Origin of the sequence: Rathayibacter sp. VKM Ac-2803, assembly GCF_009807175.1 — a bacterium.
In the GTDB taxonomy this organism is placed as follows: domain Bacteria; phylum Actinomycetota; class Actinomycetes; order Actinomycetales; family Microbacteriaceae; genus Rathayibacter.
In genome coordinates this window covers 1,184,848-1,203,880 of record NZ_WUCD01000001.1, presented here as the reverse complement: position 1 = coordinate 1,203,880, position 19,033 = coordinate 1,184,848, and the positions used below count along the sequence as shown (strand labels likewise).

Below are 19,033 nucleotides of genomic sequence, written 5' to 3'. Positions count from 1 at the left end.
GCCTGGGCTTCTCTTGACCAGAGTTGGACAACGGTCCAACTCTGCCGCACGACCGCAGCCCAGGAGCCGCCCGTGTCCGTCCTCACGCCTCCGCGCACCCGCAGCGGCACCGATCCTCGCGGCCTCGCCATCGGCGCCGGTTTCGCCGCGCAGGGGCTCGGCTACGCGGCGATCATGACCTCGCTGCCCTCCTCCTCCGCGCGCTGGCAGCTCGATGCCGCGGCCGTCGCTCTCATCGTGCTGGGCACCTGCGTCGCGGCCGCCGTCGGATCGCTGCTCGCGGATCTCGTCGCCGTGCGCCGCGGCAGCCGGGCGGCGATGTGCCTCGCCCTGCTCGTGCAGGCCGTCACGATCCTCGGCATCGCCGTCGCCCCGGTCTTCCCGGTGTTCCTCGCGGCGATCGTGGTCTACGGAGTCGGGCTCGGCATGCTCGACGCCGCGCAGAACATGCAGGGCGTGCTGCACGAGCGCTCCGGCGGCCGGGCGCTGATGGGCCGCTTCTACGCGGCGTACACGGCCGCGGCCATCGTCGGCGCGCTGTGCATGTCGGCGTTCCTCGCCTCCAGCGGGGCGATCACCGGGGCCCTCGTGGTCGCGGCGGCGGTCGATGCGGCCGTCCTCGTGATCGGGATGCTGTGGCTCGATCCGACGCGGGCGGCCCGGCCCGCGGGCGCCGTCGATCGGGCCCCGCTCCCGCGCCGCCGACTCGTCGCGGTCGGGATGATCGTCCTGGTGGCGTTCCTGCTCGACTCCGCCGTCTCGACCTGGAGCACGGCCTATCTGCAGACGGGGCTCGGAGTCGCGGCGGCGATCGCGCCCCTCGGCTACGCCGCCTACCAGGGCGCGATCCTGCTCACCCGGCTGGCGACCGATCCGCTCGAGTCGCGGCTCGGACGCGAGCGCCTCGCGGCCCTCGCCCTCGCCGCGGGAGTGCTCGGGCTGGTCGTGGTCGCCGCCGTCCCGTCGGCCGTCGGCGCGATCGTCGGGTTCGCCGTGGCCGGGCTCGCCACGGGAGCGCTCGTGCCGCTCGCCTTCAGCGCGGCGGGCACGATCGTGCCCGCGCGGAGCGACGAGGTGATCGCGCGGGTGAACCTGTTCAACTACGGAGGCGCCGTGGCGGGCGCGGTCGTGCTCGGGCTGATCGCGGCCGGGCCGTCGCTCGGTCCGGCGTTCCTGCTGCCGGCGGTGGCGCTGCTGCTCTGCCTGCCGCTCCTGCGCGCGCTGCGACCGGTCCGAGCCGCCGAAGGAGCTGTCGATCGCCGTTCGCCCTGACATGTTGAGGAGTCTTCACCCGATCTGGTAGGAAGTTCGCGTGAACGGGGTGCGCGGGCGGGTATCGGCGATGCTGGGGGCGGCTGTCGCCGTGGTTCTGACGGTGAGCGCCTGCACGGCGTCTCCCGTCGATCCTCCGCCGAGCACTGCCGCTGCAGAGCCCGCCTCGACGAGCCCGGCGCTCTCGACGCCTCCCGAAGTGGAGCCGGTGCCGACCCGGAGTGCGTCCGACGGCTTCCGCGAGTGGCTGACGGCCTCCCGCGCTCCGGACGCGGCCACGGCCTGCGCCCGGCTCTCCCCGGAGCTCGCGGCGCGGATGGTGGATGAGCTCAACGCCACCGGCCCGCTCCAGGTCGCGAGCTGCGACGAGATGATCACCGCCACCGCGGAGCTCTACCGCGCGACCGGTCAGAGCGCCGAGGTCGACATCGAGGTCGAGCAGGAGACAGCGACCGCCGCCACTCTCTTCGTGACCTACCTCTCCTCCGGCGACTGCGGCACCGTGGTGCTGGAGCGCCCGGCGACGACCTGGATCCTCACGGAGCAGTCGCAGGAGTGCGCCGGCTGAGACCGACGCGGCTCAGCGCCCGAGCAGCCCGCGCAGCCCCTCCACGACGAGGTCGTGGTCGTCCATCGACGCGAGGCCCGAGACGGTGGCCGCGGCGACGACTCCGACGCCGCGCACCCTGAGAGGGAACGAGCCGCCGGTGAGGGCGTAGTCGGGGCCGAGCCAGCCGCCGGTCGAGGGGTCTCCCCCGCCCGCGGTGAAGCGGGCGGCGGCGAGGGCGCTGCTCGACTCCAGGCGCAGCACGACGGCCGACTTGCGGGCGATCCACGACTCCTGGTCGGGGACGCTGCCGCGGAGCGCGGCGCGGAAGAGGATCAGCCCGGGGCGGCGGATGTCGACCGCCACCGCGGCTCCGGCGGCGCGGGCGAGCTCGGTGATGCGGGAGCCCAGCTCCCACGCGGTGTCGTGGTCGAAGGCGTCGAGCACGAGCTCGCGCTCCTGCTGCTCGAGTTCGGCGAGGGCGTCGGCGTCGGTCACGGGGCCTCCTGGGGATCGGGCGGGACTGTCCCTCCTGAGGGAACCACGTCGCGGCGGGTCGGCACGACGGAGGGCGCCCGGGGTTGCGCCGCCGAGGATCCCGCTGCCGACGGCAGACTGGAGGGCACGGTGCGGGCAGCGCTCCGCCGACTCGAGGACGAGAGCGAGGACCCGATGACCGAGGAGACACTGCTGCACGGTGACGGGACGCTGGAGCGACTGGCCACGGGTGCCGTCTGGAGCGAGGGTCCGCTCTGGATGCCCGCCGAGAGACGTCTGCGCTGGAGCGACATCCCGAACGACCGGATCCTGCAGTGGGACAGCGCCACCGGCGAGACCTCGGTGCACCGCGAGGGCGTCGAGTTCACCAACGGCCGCCTCCTGGACGCCGACGGGAGTGTCGTGCAGTGCTCGCACGGGCGCCGCCGCCTGGAGCGCGAGCGGCCGGACGGCACACTCGAGGAGCTCGTGGCGAGCTGGGACGGCGGGCGACTCAACTCCCCCAACGACGTCGCGCAGGCGCCCGACGGCTCCTACTGGTTCACCGATCCGGACTACGGCATCAGTCAGCCGCGCGAGGGACACCCGGGCGAGCTCGAATACGGGGCCCGCTGGGTGTTCCGATGGTCGGCCGCGGACGGCCTCTCTCCCGTCATCACCGACATCGTCCAGCCGAACGGCATCGCCTTCTCTCCCGACGGAGGGACGGTCTACGTGACCGACACCGCACGCGCGAACGACGACGGCCCCGGCCACGGGATCCGCGCCTACGACGTCGTGGATCGCGGGGCCGGCGCCCGGGAGGGCCGGCTCTTCACCGACCTCGACCGCGGCGTCCCCGACGGCATCACCGTCGACGAGGCCGGGCGGGTCTGGTCGTCGGCCGGCGACGGCGTGCACGTCTTCACCCCCGACGGAGCCGAGGTGCTGTTCGTGCCCGTGCCCGAGGTCGTGTCGAACGTCTGCTTCGGCGGCTCGGACGGGAGCGATCTGTTCCTCACGGCGACGACGAGCCTGTACCGCCTGCGGACGCGCACCCGGGCGGCGGGAGCGGTCGGAAGCCGGCGCGAGGTGTCTGAGGCGCGAACCGGCCCGCTCGACGATACGGTCGCAGGATGAGCGAGACGTTCCTCGAGATCCACGTGCCCCTGACCCGCGAGCCCGGAGCGCCGGAGCAGGCCGACGACGACGAGTACCTGTTCCCCTGGATCGACGAGATCGAGACGCTGCTCTCGGATCTCGAGGGGCCGGTCGAGGAGTACGACAGCGGTGAGGAGTGGGCGAACGCCGCGGGCGAGCCCGAGTACCTCTTCTTCGTCACGGGCGGCACGGAGTCGGAGCTCTCGGCGGTCGCGCGCAGCGTCGCGCTGCTGCCGAACGTGCCGACGGGCGTCTACGCGACGATGAACGACTCCGCCGGCGAGATGGGCGAGGGCACGCCGGTCGACATCGGGCTGTAGCGCCGTTCGGCGTTCGGAACCGAGGGTGGGACGAGCTGTCGCCGCGTCAGGCGGTCGTCACCCCTTCTGAACCTCGGTTCTGCACGCGGTCAGGAGGCGCCGGGCGCCAGCAGGCCGCTCTCGTAGGCCAGGATCACCAGCTGCGCGCGATCGTGCGCTCCGAGCTTGGTCATCGTGCGGTTCACGTGCGTCTTGGCGGTGTGCGGCGAGATGAACAGCTCCTGCGCGATCTCCTGGTTGGAGCGCCCGCGCGCCACGAGCAGCAGCACCTCGCGCTCGCGCTCGGTCAGGTGCTCGAACTCGGGCGGCACGATCAGCGTCGACGACGGCGCGAGGACGTAGCGGGTGATCAGGCTGCGGGTCGCGGCGGGCGAGAGCAGGCTGTCGCCCGCGTGGACGGAGCGGACGGCCGCGGCGATCTCCTCGGGCTCGGCGCCCTTGCCGATGAAGCCGCTGGCCCCGGAGCGCAGGGCCGAGACGAGGTACTCGTCCTCCTCGAACGTGGTGAGGATGAGGACGCGCGTGCCGGCGAGACCGGGGTCGGCGCAGATCTCGGCGGTGGCGCCGATGCCGTCGAGCTCGGGCATGCGGATGTCCATCAGCACGACGTCGGGGCGGAGGCTTCGCGCCAGATCGACGGCCTCGCGCCCGGTGCGGGCCTCGCCGACCACCTCGATGTCGGAGGTGCCTCCGAGGATGTCCGACACGGCCTGGCGGATGAGCGCCTGGTCGTCGACGACGAGCACGGTGGTCATGAGGGGCCGTCCGTTCCGTGGTCGTCCGGTGCGAGGGAGGGAGGAGCAGCGGGATGCGCGTGAGTCAGCGGCAGGGGCAGCGCCGCCGCGAGGCGGTAGCCGCCGGGCGCCGGGCCGGTGGTGACGGAGCCGCGCACGGAGGCGACGCGCTCGCGGAGGCCGAGCAGGCCGTGGCCGGCTCCCCGGGGCGCGGGCGCGGACTCGGCCGGCACGGGGTTCGTGACGACGATCTCGACGCGGTCGTCGCCGACATCGACGAGGACGTGGGCGCGGTGCTCGGCGCCGTGCTTGTGGGCGTTGGTGAGCGCCTCCTGGACCACACGGTACGCGACGAGATCGACCGCTCCCGTGACGGCGTCCGGCTCGCCCTCGGTGCGCAGGGTGACCTGCAGGCCGTCGGCCTCGAAGCGGCGGACCAGCTCGTCGAGGCGGTCGAGCCCCGGCTGCGGGCCCGCGGACTCGGCGATCCGCTCGTCGCTGCGCAGCACCTCGAGGAGGTCGCCGATCTCGCCGAGCACCGAGCGCGCGGCCGTCCGGATGGTACCGAGGGCCTCCCGCGCCTTCTCGGGTCTCGTCTCGAGCGCGGAGGAGGCCACTCCGGCGTTGAGGCTGATCACCGAGATCTGGTGGGCGACGGCGTCGTGCAGGTCGCGGGCGATGCGCAGCCGCTCCTCCGTGACCCGTCGCCGGGCCTCGGACTCGCGGGTCTGCTCGGCGCGCTCGGCCCGCTCGGTGACGGCCTCGATGTACTCGCGGCGCGAGCGGGTCGCATCGCCCGCGGCCGCGGCGAACGCGATGACGACGGCGAACTGGACGACCCGCGCGTCGAGGGCGCCGACCGTCGCCGCCAGGAGGCTGAGGAGCAGGATCGAGGCGGCCGTCGCGAGCATCACGATCAGGCTCACCCGCCGGGGATGGCGGTTCGACACGGCGAACATCGCGACGGCAGCTGCGACGGCGACGCCCGGCGACAGGGTGCCGGTGAGGGCCGCCGCCCCGTAGAGCGCGACGACGGCGACGAGCACGGCGATCGGCCGGCGCCTCCGCAGCGGGAGCAGCAGGATCGGGGTGAGCGTCAGGCCGAGCGCCAGAGCGCTCGTCGCGCGGTACTCGCGCCCCGGGAACGGGGCCAGGGCGAGCGCCGCGATGACGACGGCCGCGATCACGTCACCGACCCACCCCGGGGGCCTGCGGCGCCCGGGGAGGTGCCAGGGTCCGACCGTCTCCATGCCCTCATTCTCCCGGGCCCGGTCCCGGGGGCGAGTCCCCCGGGCGCGGTGCGGCGACTACCGCGGCTGCGGTACGCGGATGGCGCGGGCGGGGGACGCGGCCGGCGGCCCGCTCGCCGAGTCTGGACGGAGCGCCCCGGACCCTCCGGGCCGCACCGCGAGGGAGAACCCCATGAGCACGCCCATCATCTCGGTGAGAGATGTCCACCGGTCCTACGGGAAGGGCCAGAACCGCTTCGAGGCACTCAAGGGCGTGAGCTTCGACATCCGCGAGGGCGAGAGCGTCGCGATCGTCGGCAAGAGCGGATCGGGTAAGTCCACGCTGATGCACGTCCTGGCGCTGCTCGACGCGCCGACGTCGGGCGTCGTCGAGCTCGAGGGGGTCGACACGCGCACGCTCAAGGGCCGCCGGCTCAACACCACGCGCAACCGCACCTTCGGCTTCGTGTTCCAGCAGTTCTTCCTGACCGCCAACGCCTCGGTGCTCGACAACGTCGTGCTGCCGATGAAGATCGCCGGAGTAGGCCGGGCCGAGCGCAAGCGCCGCGGCATCGCCGCCCTCGCCCAGCTCGAGCTCGACGACAAGGCGAGGAACAAGGCGGTCGACCTCTCGGGCGGCCAGAAGCAGCGCACCGTGATCGCGCGGGCCCTCGTCAACAACCCGCGGATCATCTTCGCGGACGAGCCCACCGGCAACCTCGACACGGCGACCGGAGCCGTCGTCGAGGACATCCTGTTCGCGCTGAACCGCGAGAACGGCATCACCCTGATCGTGGTGACCCACGACGAGGAGCTGGCGGCGCGCTGCGACCGGCGGATCCTCATCCGCGACGGCGTGCTCGTCGAGGACTCGGCGGCGGTGGCCGCATGAAGACCGTCGACCTCATCGGGACCGCCGTCGCGAACACGTTCCGCTCGAAGACGCGCACGCTGCTGACGATCCTCGCGATCTTCGTCGGCGCCTTCACCCTCACCCTCACCAACGGCCTCGGCACGGGCATCAACGCCTACATCGACGACACGGTCAACGGCGTCGGCGCCTCCGACGTGATGACCGTCACGAAGACGTCGGACGAGGCGGCCGGGCTCGACTCCGGCCCCACCGAGTACGACCCCGACACGATCGCGAGCGGCGGAGTCGGCGCGCCCGGCCGGACGGTCGTCGCCCTCACTCCCGACGACCTCGACGCCCTCGCCGGCATCGACGGCGTGCTCGACGTGCAGGCGGTGAAGTCGATCTCGGCCGACTACATCGCCGAGGGAGACGGCACGAAGTACGTCGCGAGCGTCGGGAGCCTCGTCGAGGGCCAGACGATCCAGCTGACGGCGGGCGAGGACCCGGACGACTCCTCCTCGGCGCTGCAGGTCGTGCTGCCCACCTCGTTCGTCGAGCCGCTCGGCTTCGCGGACGACGCGGCCGCCGTCGGGCAGACGCTCTCGATCGGCATCACCGACGCCCAGCGGACGCAGCACGTCGTCGAGGCGACCATCGTCGGCGTCGCGGAGGAGAGCGTCGCCTCGCCCGCCGGTGCGAGCATCGTCCCGAACGACTCCCTCACCGACGAGCTCTTCACGACGCAGAGCATCGGAGTGCCGGCCGACCAGGTCGATCGCTACGCCCAGGCCAGCGTGCGGTTCGCTGCCGATGCGAGCGACGATCAGATCACGGCGCTCAAGGACAGGCTCGCCGACGCCGGCTACACCGGCTCGACGGTCGCCGACCAGCTCGGCACCGTCAAGACCGTGGTCGACGGCATCGTGCTGGTGCTCAACGCCTTCGCGATCATCGCGCTGCTCGCGGCGAGCTTCGGCATCGTCAACACGCTGCTGATGAGCGTGCAGGAGCGCACCCGCGAGATCGGCCTGATGAAGGCGATGGGCATGGGCAGCGGACGGGTGTTCTCGCTGTTCAGCATCGAGGCCGCGTTCATCGGCTTCCTCGGCAGCGCGATCGGCGCCCTGCTCGCCGTCGTGGCGGGCACCGCGATCAGCGGGGTGCTCTCGGGCTCTCTGCTGGCGGATCTGCCCGGGCTCGACCTGATCGCGTTCGATCCGGGGTCGATCCTGCTGGTGATCCTCGTCGTGATGGCGATCGCGTTCCTCGCCGGGACGCTGCCGGCGGCGCGGGCCGCGAAGGCCGATCCGGTGACGTCGCTCCGCTACGAGTGACGCGGGGGAACCGGTTCGTGCTCGGCGAGCGCAGAACCGGTTCCCTCGGCGGAGCCCGCACGCAGCAGGCGCTCGCCGACCTCCGTGAGCGCCGCACGCAGGTCGTCGCCGTCGAGCACGTCGAAGTCGATGCCGATCGTGCCGATGTACAGCGCGAACTGCTCCGGAGACGCGGCCCCCGCCTCCAGCTCGGACGAGTCGTCGTCGAGCGCTGTCACCCGCGCCACCGCCGGCCCGAAGAGCGCCGAGATCCGGGCGGCCGAGGCGTGCATCCGCACCCGGTAGCGATGCGGGTAGGGCGCGACCGAGATGCTGCGGGAGGCGAAGTCGCGGACCGCCTCGTCGGGGATCTCCTGCGGCGTGAAGGGCTCGGCGAGCGGGAGGCGCGGCACCAGCCGGTCGAGGCGCAGCGTCCGCCAGGCGTCGCGGTCGGCGTCGCGCGCGACCACGTACCAGCGCGCGCCGGTGTGCACGATCCGGTGGGGCTGGATCGTGCGGCGCACCTGCTCGCCGTCGTGCCGGGTGTAGTCGATCCGGAGGCTCCGCGAGTCGCGGATGGCCCGCGCGATCGTCACCACCGTGTCGAGATCGACCGGGTCGACGGAGCCGCCGAGGGTCAGCACGGCGCGCTCGATCGCAGTGATCCGCTCGCGGGTCCCGGCCGAGAGCGACTGCTCGAGCTTGACCAGGGCGCGCGCCGCCGCATCCTCGATGCCGGTGACCGTGGTGCTCGCGGCGGCGCGCAGCCCGACGGCGATCGCGACCGCCTCCTCGGTCGACAGGACCAGCGGAGGCACGGACGCGCCGATCCCGAGGCGGTACCCGCCGCCGACACCGGGCACCGAGTCGATGCCGTAGCCGAGGCCGCGGAGATCCTCGATGTCGCGGCGGAGGGTCCGCGCGCTGACCCCGAGCCGCGAGCAGAGCTCGGCGCCGCTCCAGTCTCGGCGGGTCTGCAGCAGCCCGAGAAGGTCGAGGGTGCGTCCGGTGGTGCGGGTCATGCTCCATCGTGGCATTGCGGCCGTTTTCTGACCGCGATGGCGGGCACGCTCGAGTCATGACCGAAGCAGCGAGCATCCATCCCTTCCGCGTCGACATCGCGGCGAGCGCCGTCGACGACCTCCGCACTCGACTCCGGAGCACGCGCCTCCCCCAGCCCCTGCCCGGTGACGACTGGGACACCGGGGTCCCGACCGGCTACCTCCGCGGGCTCGTCGAGGCGTGGGCCGGGTTCGACTGGGCCGAGTACCAGGAGCGGCTGAACCGGGTGCCGCAGTTCACGACCGAGATCGACGGGCAGACGATCCACTTCGTGCACGTGCGGTCCCGTGCGCCCGGCGCGGTCCCGCTGCTGCTCACGCACGGCTGGCCCGGCTCGTACCTCGAGCTGCTCGGCCTGATCGAGCCGCTGACCGAGGCGGGCTTCGACGTGGTGATCCCCTCGCTCCCGGGCTTCGGCTTCTCGGCGCCGCTGACCTCCGGCGGCTGGACGACGCGGCGGATCGCCGAGACCTGGGCGACCCTGATGACGCGGCTCGGCTACGACCGGTTCGCGGTGCAGGGCGGCGACCTCGGCGCCGGAGTGTCGCCCGAGGTCGCGCGGGTCGCCCCCGAGCGCGTGATCGGCGTGCACGTCAACGGCACCCTCGGCTTCGTGCCCGAGGTCGACGACGAGACCGCCGCCTCCCTCACTCCTCTCGAGCAGGACCGGCTGCGGCGGATCGGCGAGTTCATGCGGGACGAGTTCGGCTACATCGCGCTCCAGTCGACGCGGCCGGGACTCGTGGGCGAGCTGCTCGGCGACTCCCCCGTCGCGCAGCTCGCGTGGATGATCGACAAGTTCCGGGCGTGGACGCACCCGCTGGAAACCGCAGCGGAGGACGTGGTGGGGCTCGAGTTCCTGCTCGCGAACGCGTCGCTGTACTGGTTCACCGCGACGGGGGGCTCGGCCGCGTACGTCGGCTACGCGCAGGAGTCGGAGTGGGGCGCCGTGCCGGAGGACTCGGGCGTGCCGACCGCGGTGATCTGCTTCGCCCACGACATCGGCATCCGCCGGTTCGTCGAGGACGCGCACACGATCGTGCGGTGGACCGACGTGCCCGACCGCGGCGGCCACTTCGCGGCGCTCGAGGAGCCGGAGCTGCTGGTGGCGGACATCCGCGAGTTCGTGCGCGGCCTGCGGGAGAGCTGACTGCGCACGGCGGGATCCGGCCCGCTGTTCGAGCCCGCAGCCCTGCAGGCGCGTATCGAGCAGCGAAGCCGCTTCGCGTCTCATTCGAGCGGTGGGGGAGAAGTCGGCGCCCGTCGCCACCCCCGCTGGTCGAGTAGCCCCGCAGGGGCGTATCGAGACCCACCAGCTTCAGCAGATCAGGCTTCTGATCCGGCCTTCTGACGCTGGTGGATCTCGATACGCCCGCTGCGCGGGCTACTCGATCAGCAGGGAGGGGGCGAGCCGCGGCTCACCTCCGGGAGAAGAGCAGCGTCCGCAGCGGCGGAGCGATCGACTCGCGCCGGAGCACGGCCGTGGCCAGCAGCAGGAGCAGCAGCACGGAGCCGCGGACCAGGCCCTGCCAGTAGAAGGAGACGCCGAGCAGCACGAGGCCGTTGTTGATCAGGCCGAAGATCAGCACGCCGATCGCGGTGCCGAGCACGTTCGGCCGCCCGTGCGCCGAGAGCGTCGCGCCGATGAACACGGCTCCGATCGCGTCGAGCACGTAGAGCTGGCCGCTCGCCGGCGAGTAGCCGTAGCTGCGCGACGCGAGCACGACGCCGGCCAGAGCGGCGATGAGCGCCGCGACGACGAAGGCGGAGGCGAGCGAGATCCCCACGCGGCGGCCGGCGATCCGGGTGGCGCCCGGCTGCTCCCCCGCCGCGGTCACGACGCGGCCCCAGCGGGTGTGGTCGAGCAGCAGCCAGACCACCACGGCGGCGCCGATCGCCAGCAGCACCGGCACGCCGATGCCGAGGACGGTCGCATTGCCCCAGGCGGCGAAGGCGTCGGGAGTCTGCTGGCGGCGCAGGTAGATCGGCGCGCCGCCTCCGGTGAGCAGCTGCTGCGCGCTGGTGCCGATGAACCAGACCGAGAGGGTCGCGAGGAACGCGCGGATGCGGAGGACGACCACCAGCACCGCGTTGACGACCCCCGCGAGCGTCCCGAAGCCGAGACCGATCAGCACGGCGAACCAGGTCACGTAGCCGTCGGCGATCAGCGCCGTCGACGCCAGAGCGGCGAGGTCGATCGCGATGCCGATCGACAGGTCGATGCCGCCGGCGCGGACCACGAGGGTCATCGCGCAGGCCGCCATCAGCAGCAGCGCGCCGGCACTGGCGACGTTGAGCAGGTTGGTCGGCGCGAAGTAGCCGGGGACTCCGGCGCCGAAGACGGCGAGGAGGATCACGACGGTCGCGGGGGCGAGCAGGCGCACGGCGAGCGCGCGGCGCGACTCCCCGACGGGCAGGGCGATGGCGGTCACGAGCGGACCCCTCTCTCGCGGAGCGCCGCGAGGCCGAGGACGAGGAGGATGAGCAGCCCCTTGATCGCGCCGACCCACTGGCTGTCGACGCCGATCAGGGTGAAGCCGTTGCCGAGTGCGGCCACGAAGACCGCGGCGAGCAGCGTGCCTCCGATGGTCACGACGAAGCGGCGAGAGAACACGACCGAGAGGTAGGCGGTGACGATGATGTCGAGCAGGATCTGGTTGCCGATCCCGGGCACCGCGGCGGCGAGTCGGGCGGCGAGCAGCAGCCCCGCGACACCCGCGAGCAGCCCCGAGAGCAGGTAGCTGGTGAAGACGTAGCGCCAGACCGCCACTCCCGCGACGCTCGCCGCGGTCGGGTTCTGCCCGACGGCGTAGCTGCGGGTCCCCCACGATGTCCGCCCGACGGCGAGCGCCGTCACCAGCGTGACCACCGCGAGCACCGCCACGGGTGCCGGGACGCCGAGCACGGCCCCGCCGCGCAGCCAGTCGAACAGCGGATCCGCGACCGGCACCTTCACGTTGTCGGTGGCCAGGAAGACCACCGAGCCGACGATGCCGGACGCGGCCAGGGTCGCCAGCAGCGGCCGCAGCCCGAGCACGACGGCGGTGCCGCTGATCGCGCCGAAGCCCACCGAGACGAGCAGTGCGAGCAGCACGGCCGGGATCGCGCCGAGACCGGCGGTCAGCGCGACGGCGGCGACGACCCCCGAGAGGCCGACGATCGGGCCGGAGGCGAGGTCGATGCCTCCGCGGACGACGTCGTCGCCGCCCGTGATCACGACGATCGCCAGGCCGAAGCCGGCGATCGCGGGCACCACGGCCTGGATGAGGATCGTCGAGACGTTGCCGCCCGTCGCGAAGACCGGCGAGGCCACGCTGAACAGCACGATCTCGACGAGGACGACGAGGTAGCCGATCAGTGCCAGCGCCCCGATGCCGCGACGTCGCGCGCGCGGCGCGGCGGGCGCCTCCGTCCGAAGGGGCGTGTCGGTGAGGGTCATGACGCGTGCTCCAGGGCGCCCGACGCGATTGCGAGCACCCGGTCGATGCTGAGCTCGGCGCGCGGCAGCTCGGCGCGAACCTCGCCGCGGTGCAGCACCACGACGCGGTCAGCGAGGCCGACGAGCTCCTCGAGGTCGAGCGAGACGAGCAGGATGCCGGCGCCCTCGTCGACGAGCCGGTTGACCAGTGCGTACAGGGCGGCGCGGCTGCCGACGTCGACGCCCGCGGTGGGCTGGTCGAGCACGAACACGCGCGATCCGGCGGCGAGCCACTTGCCGACGGCGACCTTCTGCTGGTTGCCGCCGGAGAGCGTGCCGACCACGGCCTCGGGATCCGCGGGACGCACGTCCAGCGCGGCGATCTGCTCGGCGGCGACCGCCCGGTCGCGCCGGCGGCTGGGCACGATGCCGCCCAGGCTGATCCGGCCGAGGGAGGCGATCGAGAGGTTCTCGCGGACGGTGTGCGCCACGAGCACCCCGTCGCGGCGACGGTCGCTGGGCACGTAGCCGCCGCCCGCGGCGACGAAGGCCCGAGCTGTCGCGGTGGCCCGGCCGGCCACGCGCACCCGGCCGCCGCGGCGGACGAGGCCGACCACGGCATCGGCCAGCACGTCGACGCCGGAGCCGACGAGGCCGGTCACTCCGACGATCTCGCCGGGCCGCAGCACCAGGTCGAGCGCGGCGAGGGCACCCGGCACGCTGAGCGCCTCGAGCTCGAGAAGCGGGGCGACCTCGGAGGCGACCGTGCGGTCGGAGCGGATCGCGAACTCCTCGACGTCGCGGCCGAGCATCAGCTCGACGATCCGGGCGCCCTGCTCGGCGTCGCCCTCGCGCAGGTCGATCTCTCCGACGTTGGCGCCGTTGCGCAGCACCACCACGCGGCTCGCGATGCGCTGCACCTCCTGCAGGTAGTGCGAGATGTAGATCACCGAGACTCCGCGCGCCTGCAGCCGGCGGATCGACGCGAACAGCGCCGCCACCTCGGCGGCGGCCAGCGGCGCGGTCGGCTCGTCGAGCACGAGGATGCGCGGCTCGACCAGCAGCGCCCGCGCGATCTGCAGCTGCTGCTGCTCGGCGACGGTGAGATCGTCGACCAGGGTGTCGCCGCGGACGGAGAGTCCGACCAGGTCGGCGAGCACCGACTCGGCCGAGACGCCCCTGCGGCGGAGCCTCTCGTGACCGAGGTAGAGCTGCTCGGCCACGGTGAGCCGCCCCGCCAGGTGGCGGTCCTGGTGCACGACCCGGATGCCGGCCCGCTCGGCGTCGCGCGGCGCGGTGATCGCGACCGGCGCGCCGTCGATCGCGATCGATCCGCCGTCGGCCGAGTACAGCCCCGTGAGGATCTTGATGAGAGTCGACTTGCCGGCGCCGTTCTCGCCGACGAGCGCGACGACCTCGCCGCGGCCGAGGGTGAGCCCGACCCCGCGCAGCACCGGCACCCCGGCGAAGGACTTGGTGACGCCCTCCATCACGAGGGCCGGCGCACTACTCACTGAGACCGAGCTCCTCGGTCTTCTCGGCGATGTTCGCCTTGTCGATCAGCACCGGCGCGAAGTAGGTCGTCGGAGTGACCGCGTCCGCCTCGCCGCCGAGGAAACGGGCGACGTTGTCGGCCGAGCCCGCGCCGATGGCGACGTTCTGCTGCGCGACGGTGGCGGTGTAGGAGGAGTCGGGGTCGGCGATCAGGTCGAGCGCGCCCTGGTCGGCGTCGACTCCGTAGATCTTGATCTCGTCGCGGCCCGCGGCGTCGACGGCCTGGGCGGCGCCGATCTGCGGGGTGTCCCAGCACGACCAGATCGCCGAGATCTCGCCCTCCGGGTAGCGCGAGAGCGCGTCGCCGATCTGCTGCTTCGCATCCTCGATCGTGCCCTCGTACTTGTCCTGCAGCTCGGGCTGGATGATCTGGATGTCCGGGTAGTCCTCGAGCACGAGCTTCAGCTCGTTGTAGCGGATGCGGCAGGGCGCGACGCCCGGGAAGCCGTTGAAGACCAGGATCTGGCCCGAGCCGCCGATGTCCTCGGCGATGGTGCGGGCGAGCGTCGAGCCGATCTGCCAGTTGTCGCTGGTGACGTTGTTCTCGGAGTACTCCGACACGTTGTCGATGGTGAACAGCGGGATGCCCGCGTCGTGCACCTCCTTCAGCGCCGGCGCGAGGGTCGTCGCGTCGCCGAGGATCACGATGATCGCGTCGGGCTTCTGCGACACCAGGTTCTCGATGTCCGAGACGTGCTTGTCGTCCTTCGCCTCGGCCTGCGTGGCGACGACGGTGCCGCCGAGCGACTCGACCCGGTCCTGGACCGACTGGTACACGATGCGGGAGAAGTCGTGCACGATGTCCTTCGCCGCGATGCCGACCGTCTTGCCCTCGAGGCTGGGGACGTCGGCGGTGGAGGTGGTCGCCGCCGCGTTGGCCGCGGTCTCGGCGGAGGCGCCGGACGACTCCTCCTTCAGGGAGCAGCCGGTGAGGACCAGAGTCGCTGCGGCGAGGATCGCCACCGCGGAGGAGAGGGTGCGGAATCGCATGGGGTGCCTGCTTCGGGAGTGAGGGATGCCGTGGGAGCCCCGCGGAGGATCGGAGGGGCCGCACCACATGGTCGCGGCGACGCGCTCCCGCGTCATTCCGGCCGGTCACGTGACGCAACCGAGCGTCACACGGCGCAAACAGGGCGGGCGGATCGCGCGGTTCTGGTAGAGGAACCGCATCGGCGCCCTGCGTTACGCCGGGTTGCGCCCGATCCGGCGCGCCCGCCGCCCGCTCGCCTAACGTCCGGGGCGGAGTATTCGCGAACCGAACGGAACCACACATGGCGTCCCGCATCGTCCTCAACGCCTTCGACATGACCTGTGTCGGCCATCAGGCGCCCGGCCTCTGGCGGCACCCCGACTCGCACGCCGACCGCTACAACGACCTCGAGTACTGGGTCGACCTGGCGAGGACTCTCGAGCGCGGCACCTTCGACGCCCTCTTCCTCGCCGACGTGCTGGGCGTGTACGACGTGTACCGCGGCTCCGTCGGCCCGGCGCTGATCGACTCCGCGCAGGTCCCGGTCAACGACCCGCTGCTGCAGATCCCCGCGATGGCCGCCGCCACGACGAACCTCGGCTTCGGCGTCACGATCTCGCCGACCTACGAGCAGCCCTACGCCCTCGCGCGCCGCCTCTCGACCCTCGACCACCTCACCAAGGGCCGCATCGGCTGGAACGTGGTCACCTCGTACCTCGAGTCCGCCGCGCAGAACCTCGGGCTCGAGCGGCAGATCCCGCACGACGAGCGCTACGAGATCGCGGAGGAGTTCCTCGACGTGGCCTACAAGCTCTGGGAGGGCTCGTGGGAGGAGGGTGCGGTGCTGCGCGACCGCGAGCGCGGCGTGTTCACGGACCCGCGGAAGGTGCATCCGATCGGGCACTCCGGCACGCACTACCGCGTGCCCGGGATCCACCTCTCGGAGCCGTCGCCGCAGCGGACCCCCGTGATCTTCCAGGCCGGCGCCTCGCCGCGGGGCATCGACTTCTCGGCGAAGCACGGGGAGGCCGTGTTCATCAACGCGCTCCAGCCCGAGCTGACCCGCCGCACCACCGACGCGATCCGCGACCGAGCCGAGGCGCACGGCCGGAAGCGCACGGATCCGAAGATCCTCATCCTCGCGACCGTGATCGTCGCCGAGACCGACGCGGAGGCGCAGGCGAAGTACGCGGACTACAAGACCTACTCGTCCCGCGAGGGCGCGATGGCGTTCTACGGCGGCTGGTCGGGCCTCGACCTCTCGCAGTTCCCGGCCGACGAGCCGCTCGGCTACGTCGACACGGACGCGGTGCGCAGCGCCCTCTCGATCTTCACCAAGGCCGACCCCGACCGCGCCTGGACCCCGAACGACATCGCCGAGTACCTCGGCATCGGCGGCATCGGCCCGGTGATCGTCGGCTCGCCGAGCACCGTCGCCGACGAGCTCGAGCGCTGGGTCGACGTGGCCGGCATCGACGGGTTCAACCTCGCCTACGTGGTCACCCCCGGCACCTTCGAGGACTTCGTCGACCTCGCCGTGCCCGAGCTGCGCCGCCGCGGCCGGGTCTGGGAGGAGTACGAGGGCTCGACCCTCCGCGAGTACCTGAGCGGCCCCGGCAGCGCCCGCGTCGCGGACTCGCACCCCGCGGCCGCCTACCGCGGCGCCTACGTCGGTGCCGCCAGCGCCGCCGACGGCCTGCCCGAGGACGTCCTCCGCCTCCTCCCCGACCTGGAGCCCGCACGATGAATCAGCCGCGTTCCCACTGGAACCACGTCGCCACCGCCGCCGAGCACGAGCACTGGGACGCCGTCGCGTACGGCGTCGCCGAGACGCTCGCCGAGGACGTGCTCGACCGCGACCGCGCGAACCTCGACCCGACGGTGGAGCTCGAGCCGCTGCGCTCCTCCGGACTGGTGAACCTGCTCGACCCCGCCGAGTACGGCGGCGGCGGCGCGGTCTGGAGCACGGGGTTCCGAGTGATCCGCATCCTCGCGTCGGCGGACGCGTCGCTCGCGCAGATCCTGCTGTACCACTACGTCAACTCGTCGAACATCGCGTTCTCGGCACCTGAGGCGGAACGCGAGCGCTTCTTCCGCGCGACGATCGAGGGGCAGTGGCTCTGGGGCGACTCGGTGAACCCGGTCGACCCCGATCTGGAGCTGACTCCCGCCGGCGACGGCTTCGAGCTGAACGGGCTCAAGCGCTTCTCGACCGGGGTCTCCTCGGGCGACGCGGTGCTGGTCAACGCGGTGATCGCCTTCGGAGACCGCGCCGGCGAGACGCTGACCTTCGTGATCCCGCGCGACCGCGAGGGGATCGAGCCGCTCGGGGACTGGGACTACCTCGGGCAGCGGCAGAGCGCCTCCGGGTCGGTGCGCTTCACCGGGGTTCGGGTCGACGCGTCCGAGATCCTCGGCGCACTGGTCGACGAGCCGTTCGCGACCCTGGTCACGCCGTCGATCCAGCTCGGCTTCGGCAACCTCTACCTCGGGATCGCGCAGGGCGCGCTGGCGAAGGGGCGCGGGCTGACACTCGCGCGGAAGAACTCGTGGTTCCTCTCGGGCGTCGAGACGTACGCCCAGGATCCGTTCGTGCGGAGGCTCTACGGCGAGCTGGTCGCGCACACGGCCGCCGCGGAGGCGCTGGCCGACCGCGCGGGCGCGCTGCACGACGCCGAGATCGCCCGCGGCTGGGACGTGACGGCCGAGTCGCGCGCCGCTCAGGCGATCGAGATCGCCAAGGTGAAGATCGTGACGGATGCGCTCGCTCTCGACGTGACGACGCGCATCTACGAGGCCACCGGCTCCTCCTCCGCGAAGAGCTCGGTGGGCCTCGACCTCTACTGGCGCAACGTCCGGACCCACTCGCTGCACGACCCCGTGGACTACAAGAAGCTCGAGGTCGGCGCGAACTACCTGACCGGCGACGTGCAGCCGCTGTCGCTGTACACGTGAGCATCGCGGAGGCGCGGGCCGCGTTCCGGCCGATCTTCGACGAGATCGCGGCCGGAGCCGTCCCGCGCGAGCTCGATCGGGAGCTGCCCTTCGAGCCGATCGCCCGGCTCCGCGAGGCCCGCTTCGGCGGGCTCCGGGTGCCGGTCGAGTTCGGCGGCCGGGGGCTCACCCTGCGCGAGACCGCGTCGCTCCTGATCGAGCTGGCGACAGCCGACTCGAACGTCGCGCAGGCGCTGCGCGGGCACTTCGCGTTCGTCGAGGACCAGCTCTCGTTCGCGCCGTCGCCGTCCCGCGACGGCTGGCTGCGGAGGCTCGCCGCGGGCGAGCTGGTCGGCAACGCGTGGAGCGAGATCGGCACCGCCGCGGTCGGCGTCACGCAGACGACGCTCACCCGTCGCGGCGACGACCTGGTCGTCAACGGCGCGAAGTACTACTGCACCGGCACGATCTTCGCCGACTGGACCGACGTCACCGTGCGTCTCGAGGACGGCACGGACACCGCCGTGGTCGTCCGCGTCGATCAGCCCGGCGTCGTCGCGACGGACGACTGGACGGGCTTCGGCCAGCGGCTCTCGGGCAGCGGGACGACCGTCTTCACGGACGCGCGGGTCGAACCGGAGCACGTCTTCGACTCGATCCTGCGGGCACCGCACCAGACGCCGTTCTTCCAGCTGGAGCTGCTCGCCGTGCTGGCGGGCATCGCCGCGGCGGTCGAGCGGGACGCGGTCGCCGCGGTGCAGGGGCGCTCGCGGGTGTACAGCCACGGACTCGCCGACCACGGTCGCGACGACGCGCAGATCCAGGAGGTCGTCGGCGAGGTCTCGGCGATCGCGTTCGGGGCGCGCGCCGCGGTGCTGATCGCGGCGGAGGCGGTGGGCGAGGCGGCGGCGGATCCGTCGCTCGTGCCCGCGGCGGGCGCGGAGGTGTACCGGGCGCAGGTGCTGCTCACCGAGTCGGTGCCGCGGGCCGCGACCCTCCTCTTCGACGCGCTCGGATCCTCCGGAGTCGCCGCCGGCGCCGCGCTCGACCGGCACTGGCGCAACGCCCGCACCGTCGGCGCGCACAACCCGGTGATCTACAAGCAGCGGATCGTGGGCGACTGGGCCCTGAACGGCACGCCGCCACCCCTCGCGTGGTCGATCGGCGTCGGCCGCCCGCGCTGATC

Annotated in this window: 18 protein-coding genes; 10 read left to right on the top strand and 8 right to left on the bottom strand. The window is 72.7% G+C overall.

The genetic code is table 11. The features are described from left to right. Positions 1-72: 72 nt before the first annotated feature. Both GRS96_RS05580 and GRS96_RS05575 read left to right on the top strand, forming a co-directional pair. On the top strand, positions 73-1,272 hold the full coding sequence (locus GRS96_RS05580) for an MFS transporter (RefSeq protein ID WP_159987955.1): 1,200 nt from the start codon (positions 73-75) through the stop codon (positions 1,270-1,272). Positions 1,273-1,312: 40 nt separating this feature from the next. Then, positions 1,313-1,840: a hypothetical protein gene (locus GRS96_RS05575; RefSeq protein ID WP_159858286.1), complete on the top strand. Its 528-nt coding sequence runs from the start codon at positions 1,313-1,315 to the stop codon at positions 1,838-1,840. A 12-nt stretch (positions 1,841-1,852) separates the two neighbouring features. Here the strand turns inward: GRS96_RS05575 and GRS96_RS05570 are convergent, their stop codons facing one another. Next, entirely contained in the window at positions 1,853-2,317 is a 465-nt protein-coding gene (locus GRS96_RS05570) for a heme-degrading domain-containing protein (protein WP_159987954.1), read from the bottom strand. A gap of 174 nt (positions 2,318-2,491) precedes the next feature. Between GRS96_RS05570 and GRS96_RS05565 the strand changes: the two genes are divergently transcribed. Both GRS96_RS05565 and GRS96_RS05560 read left to right on the top strand, forming a co-directional pair. Further along, positions 2,492-3,436, top strand: a complete 945-nt coding sequence (locus tag GRS96_RS05565; protein WP_159987953.1) for an SMP-30/gluconolactonase/LRE family protein — start codon at positions 2,492-2,494, stop codon at positions 3,434-3,436. After that, positions 3,433-3,777, top strand: a complete 345-nt coding sequence (locus tag GRS96_RS05560) for a hypothetical protein (protein ID WP_159858280.1) — start codon at positions 3,433-3,435, stop codon at positions 3,775-3,777. Before GRS96_RS05565 ends, GRS96_RS05560 begins: the two co-directional genes overlap by 4 nt. An 89-nt stretch (positions 3,778-3,866) precedes the next feature. On the opposite strand, the gene GRS96_RS05555 is transcribed toward GRS96_RS05560, so the two are convergent. Together GRS96_RS05555 and GRS96_RS05550 are read right to left on the bottom strand one after the other, a co-directional pair. After that, entirely contained in the window at positions 3,867-4,532 is a 666-nt protein-coding gene (locus GRS96_RS05555) for a response regulator transcription factor (protein WP_159858278.1), read from the bottom strand. Then, entirely contained in the window at positions 4,529-5,761 is a 1,233-nt protein-coding gene (locus GRS96_RS05550) for a sensor histidine kinase (protein WP_159987952.1), read from the bottom strand. Before GRS96_RS05550 ends, GRS96_RS05555 begins: the two co-directional genes overlap by 4 nt. Positions 5,762-5,933: 172 nt before the next feature. Here GRS96_RS05550 and GRS96_RS05545 point away from each other — a divergent pair, with 172 nt between their 5' ends. Together GRS96_RS05545 and GRS96_RS05540 are read left to right on the top strand one after the other, a co-directional pair. Then, positions 5,934-6,632: an ABC transporter ATP-binding protein gene (locus GRS96_RS05545; protein WP_159987951.1), complete on the top strand. Its 699-nt coding sequence runs from the start codon at positions 5,934-5,936 to the stop codon at positions 6,630-6,632. Next, on the top strand, positions 6,629-7,930 hold the full coding sequence (locus GRS96_RS05540; RefSeq protein ID WP_159987950.1) for an ABC transporter permease: 1,302 nt from the start codon (positions 6,629-6,631) through the stop codon (positions 7,928-7,930). The genes GRS96_RS05545 and GRS96_RS05540 overlap by 4 nt, the downstream gene beginning before the upstream one ends. Here GRS96_RS05540 and GRS96_RS05535 read toward each other — a convergent pair. Continuing rightward, positions 7,921-8,931 (bottom strand): helix-turn-helix transcriptional regulator, encoded by a 1,011-nt coding sequence (locus GRS96_RS05535; protein WP_159987949.1) that lies wholly within the window; start codon positions 8,929-8,931, stop codon positions 7,921-7,923. The genes GRS96_RS05540 and GRS96_RS05535 overlap by 10 nt on opposite strands. A 56-nt stretch (positions 8,932-8,987) precedes the next feature. Here GRS96_RS05535 and GRS96_RS05530 point away from each other — a divergent pair, with 56 nt between their 5' ends. Then, on the top strand, positions 8,988-10,121 hold the full coding sequence (locus tag GRS96_RS05530) for an epoxide hydrolase family protein (protein ID WP_159987948.1): 1,134 nt from the start codon (positions 8,988-8,990) through the stop codon (positions 10,119-10,121). A 268-nt stretch (positions 10,122-10,389) separates the two neighbouring features. Here GRS96_RS05530 and GRS96_RS05525 read toward each other — a convergent pair whose 3' ends face one another. The 4 genes from GRS96_RS05525 to GRS96_RS05510 are packed head-to-tail and all read right to left on the bottom strand — an operon-like array spanning position 10,390 to position 14,933. Next, complete coding sequence (locus tag GRS96_RS05525) at positions 10,390-11,403, bottom strand: ABC transporter permease (RefSeq protein WP_159987947.1); 1,014 nt, start codon at positions 11,401-11,403, stop codon at positions 10,390-10,392. Further along, on the bottom strand, positions 11,400-12,410 hold the full coding sequence (locus GRS96_RS05520) for an ABC transporter permease (RefSeq protein WP_159987946.1): 1,011 nt from the start codon (positions 12,408-12,410) through the stop codon (positions 11,400-11,402). The genes GRS96_RS05525 and GRS96_RS05520 overlap by 4 nt, the downstream gene beginning before the upstream one ends. After that, the gene (locus GRS96_RS05515) at positions 12,407-13,903 is read right to left on the bottom strand and encodes a sugar ABC transporter ATP-binding protein (RefSeq protein ID WP_159987945.1); all 1,497 of its coding nucleotides are present in this window, start codon (positions 13,901-13,903) and stop codon (positions 12,407-12,409) included. The genes GRS96_RS05520 and GRS96_RS05515 overlap by 4 nt, the downstream gene beginning before the upstream one ends. After that, positions 13,896-14,933, bottom strand: a complete 1,038-nt coding sequence (locus GRS96_RS05510) for a sugar ABC transporter substrate-binding protein (protein ID WP_159987944.1) — start codon at positions 14,931-14,933, stop codon at positions 13,896-13,898. Before GRS96_RS05510 ends, GRS96_RS05515 begins: the two co-directional genes overlap by 8 nt. 281 nt (positions 14,934-15,214) lie before the next feature. Between GRS96_RS05510 and GRS96_RS05505 the strand changes: the two genes are divergently transcribed. Genes GRS96_RS05505 through GRS96_RS05495 form a run of 3 tightly spaced genes read left to right on the top strand, consistent with a single transcriptional unit; the run spans position 15,215 to position 19,031 of the window. Then, on the top strand, positions 15,215-16,660 hold the full coding sequence (locus tag GRS96_RS05505; protein WP_159858258.1) for an LLM class flavin-dependent oxidoreductase: 1,446 nt from the start codon (positions 15,215-15,217) through the stop codon (positions 16,658-16,660). Then, on the top strand, positions 16,657-17,868 hold the full coding sequence (locus tag GRS96_RS05500) for an acyl-CoA dehydrogenase family protein (protein ID WP_159987943.1): 1,212 nt from the start codon (positions 16,657-16,659) through the stop codon (positions 17,866-17,868). The genes GRS96_RS05505 and GRS96_RS05500 overlap by 4 nt, the downstream gene beginning before the upstream one ends. Then, on the top strand, positions 17,865-19,031 hold the full coding sequence (locus GRS96_RS05495; RefSeq protein ID WP_159987942.1) for an acyl-CoA dehydrogenase family protein: 1,167 nt from the start codon (positions 17,865-17,867) through the stop codon (positions 19,029-19,031). Before GRS96_RS05500 ends, GRS96_RS05495 begins: the two co-directional genes overlap by 4 nt. Positions 19,032-19,033 lie beyond the last annotated feature (2 nt).

Bases quoted from the DNA above. Each gene is read 5' to 3' on its own strand.
- GRS96_RS05565 (WP_159987953.1), top strand. From the start codon at position 2,492: ATGACCGAGGAGACACTGCTGCACGGTGACGGGACGCTGGAGCGACTG.
- GRS96_RS05560 (WP_159858280.1), top strand. From the start codon at position 3,433: ATGAGCGAGACGTTCCTCGAGATCCACGTGCCCCTGACCCGCGAGCCC.
- GRS96_RS05555 (WP_159858278.1), bottom strand. From the start codon at position 4,532: ATGACCACCGTGCTCGTCGTCGACGACCAGGCGCTCATCCGCCAGGCC.
- GRS96_RS05550 (WP_159987952.1), bottom strand. From the start codon at position 5,761: ATGGAGACGGTCGGACCCTGGCACCTCCCCGGGCGCCGCAGGCCCCCG.
- GRS96_RS05545 (WP_159987951.1), top strand. From the start codon at position 5,934: ATGAGCACGCCCATCATCTCGGTGAGAGATGTCCACCGGTCCTACGGG.
- GRS96_RS05540 (WP_159987950.1), top strand. From the start codon at position 6,629: ATGAAGACCGTCGACCTCATCGGGACCGCCGTCGCGAACACGTTCCGC.
- GRS96_RS05535 (WP_159987949.1), bottom strand. From the start codon at position 8,931: ATGACCCGCACCACCGGACGCACCCTCGACCTTCTCGGGCTGCTGCAG.
- GRS96_RS05530 (WP_159987948.1), top strand. From the start codon at position 8,988: ATGACCGAAGCAGCGAGCATCCATCCCTTCCGCGTCGACATCGCGGCG.
- GRS96_RS05520 (WP_159987946.1), bottom strand. From the start codon at position 12,410: ATGACCCTCACCGACACGCCCCTTCGGACGGAGGCGCCCGCCGCGCCG.
- GRS96_RS05510 (WP_159987944.1), bottom strand. From the start codon at position 14,933: ATGCGATTCCGCACCCTCTCCTCCGCGGTGGCGATCCTCGCCGCAGCG.
- GRS96_RS05505 (WP_159858258.1), top strand. From the start codon at position 15,215: ATGGCGTCCCGCATCGTCCTCAACGCCTTCGACATGACCTGTGTCGGC.
- GRS96_RS05500 (WP_159987943.1), top strand. From the start codon at position 16,657: ATGAATCAGCCGCGTTCCCACTGGAACCACGTCGCCACCGCCGCCGAG.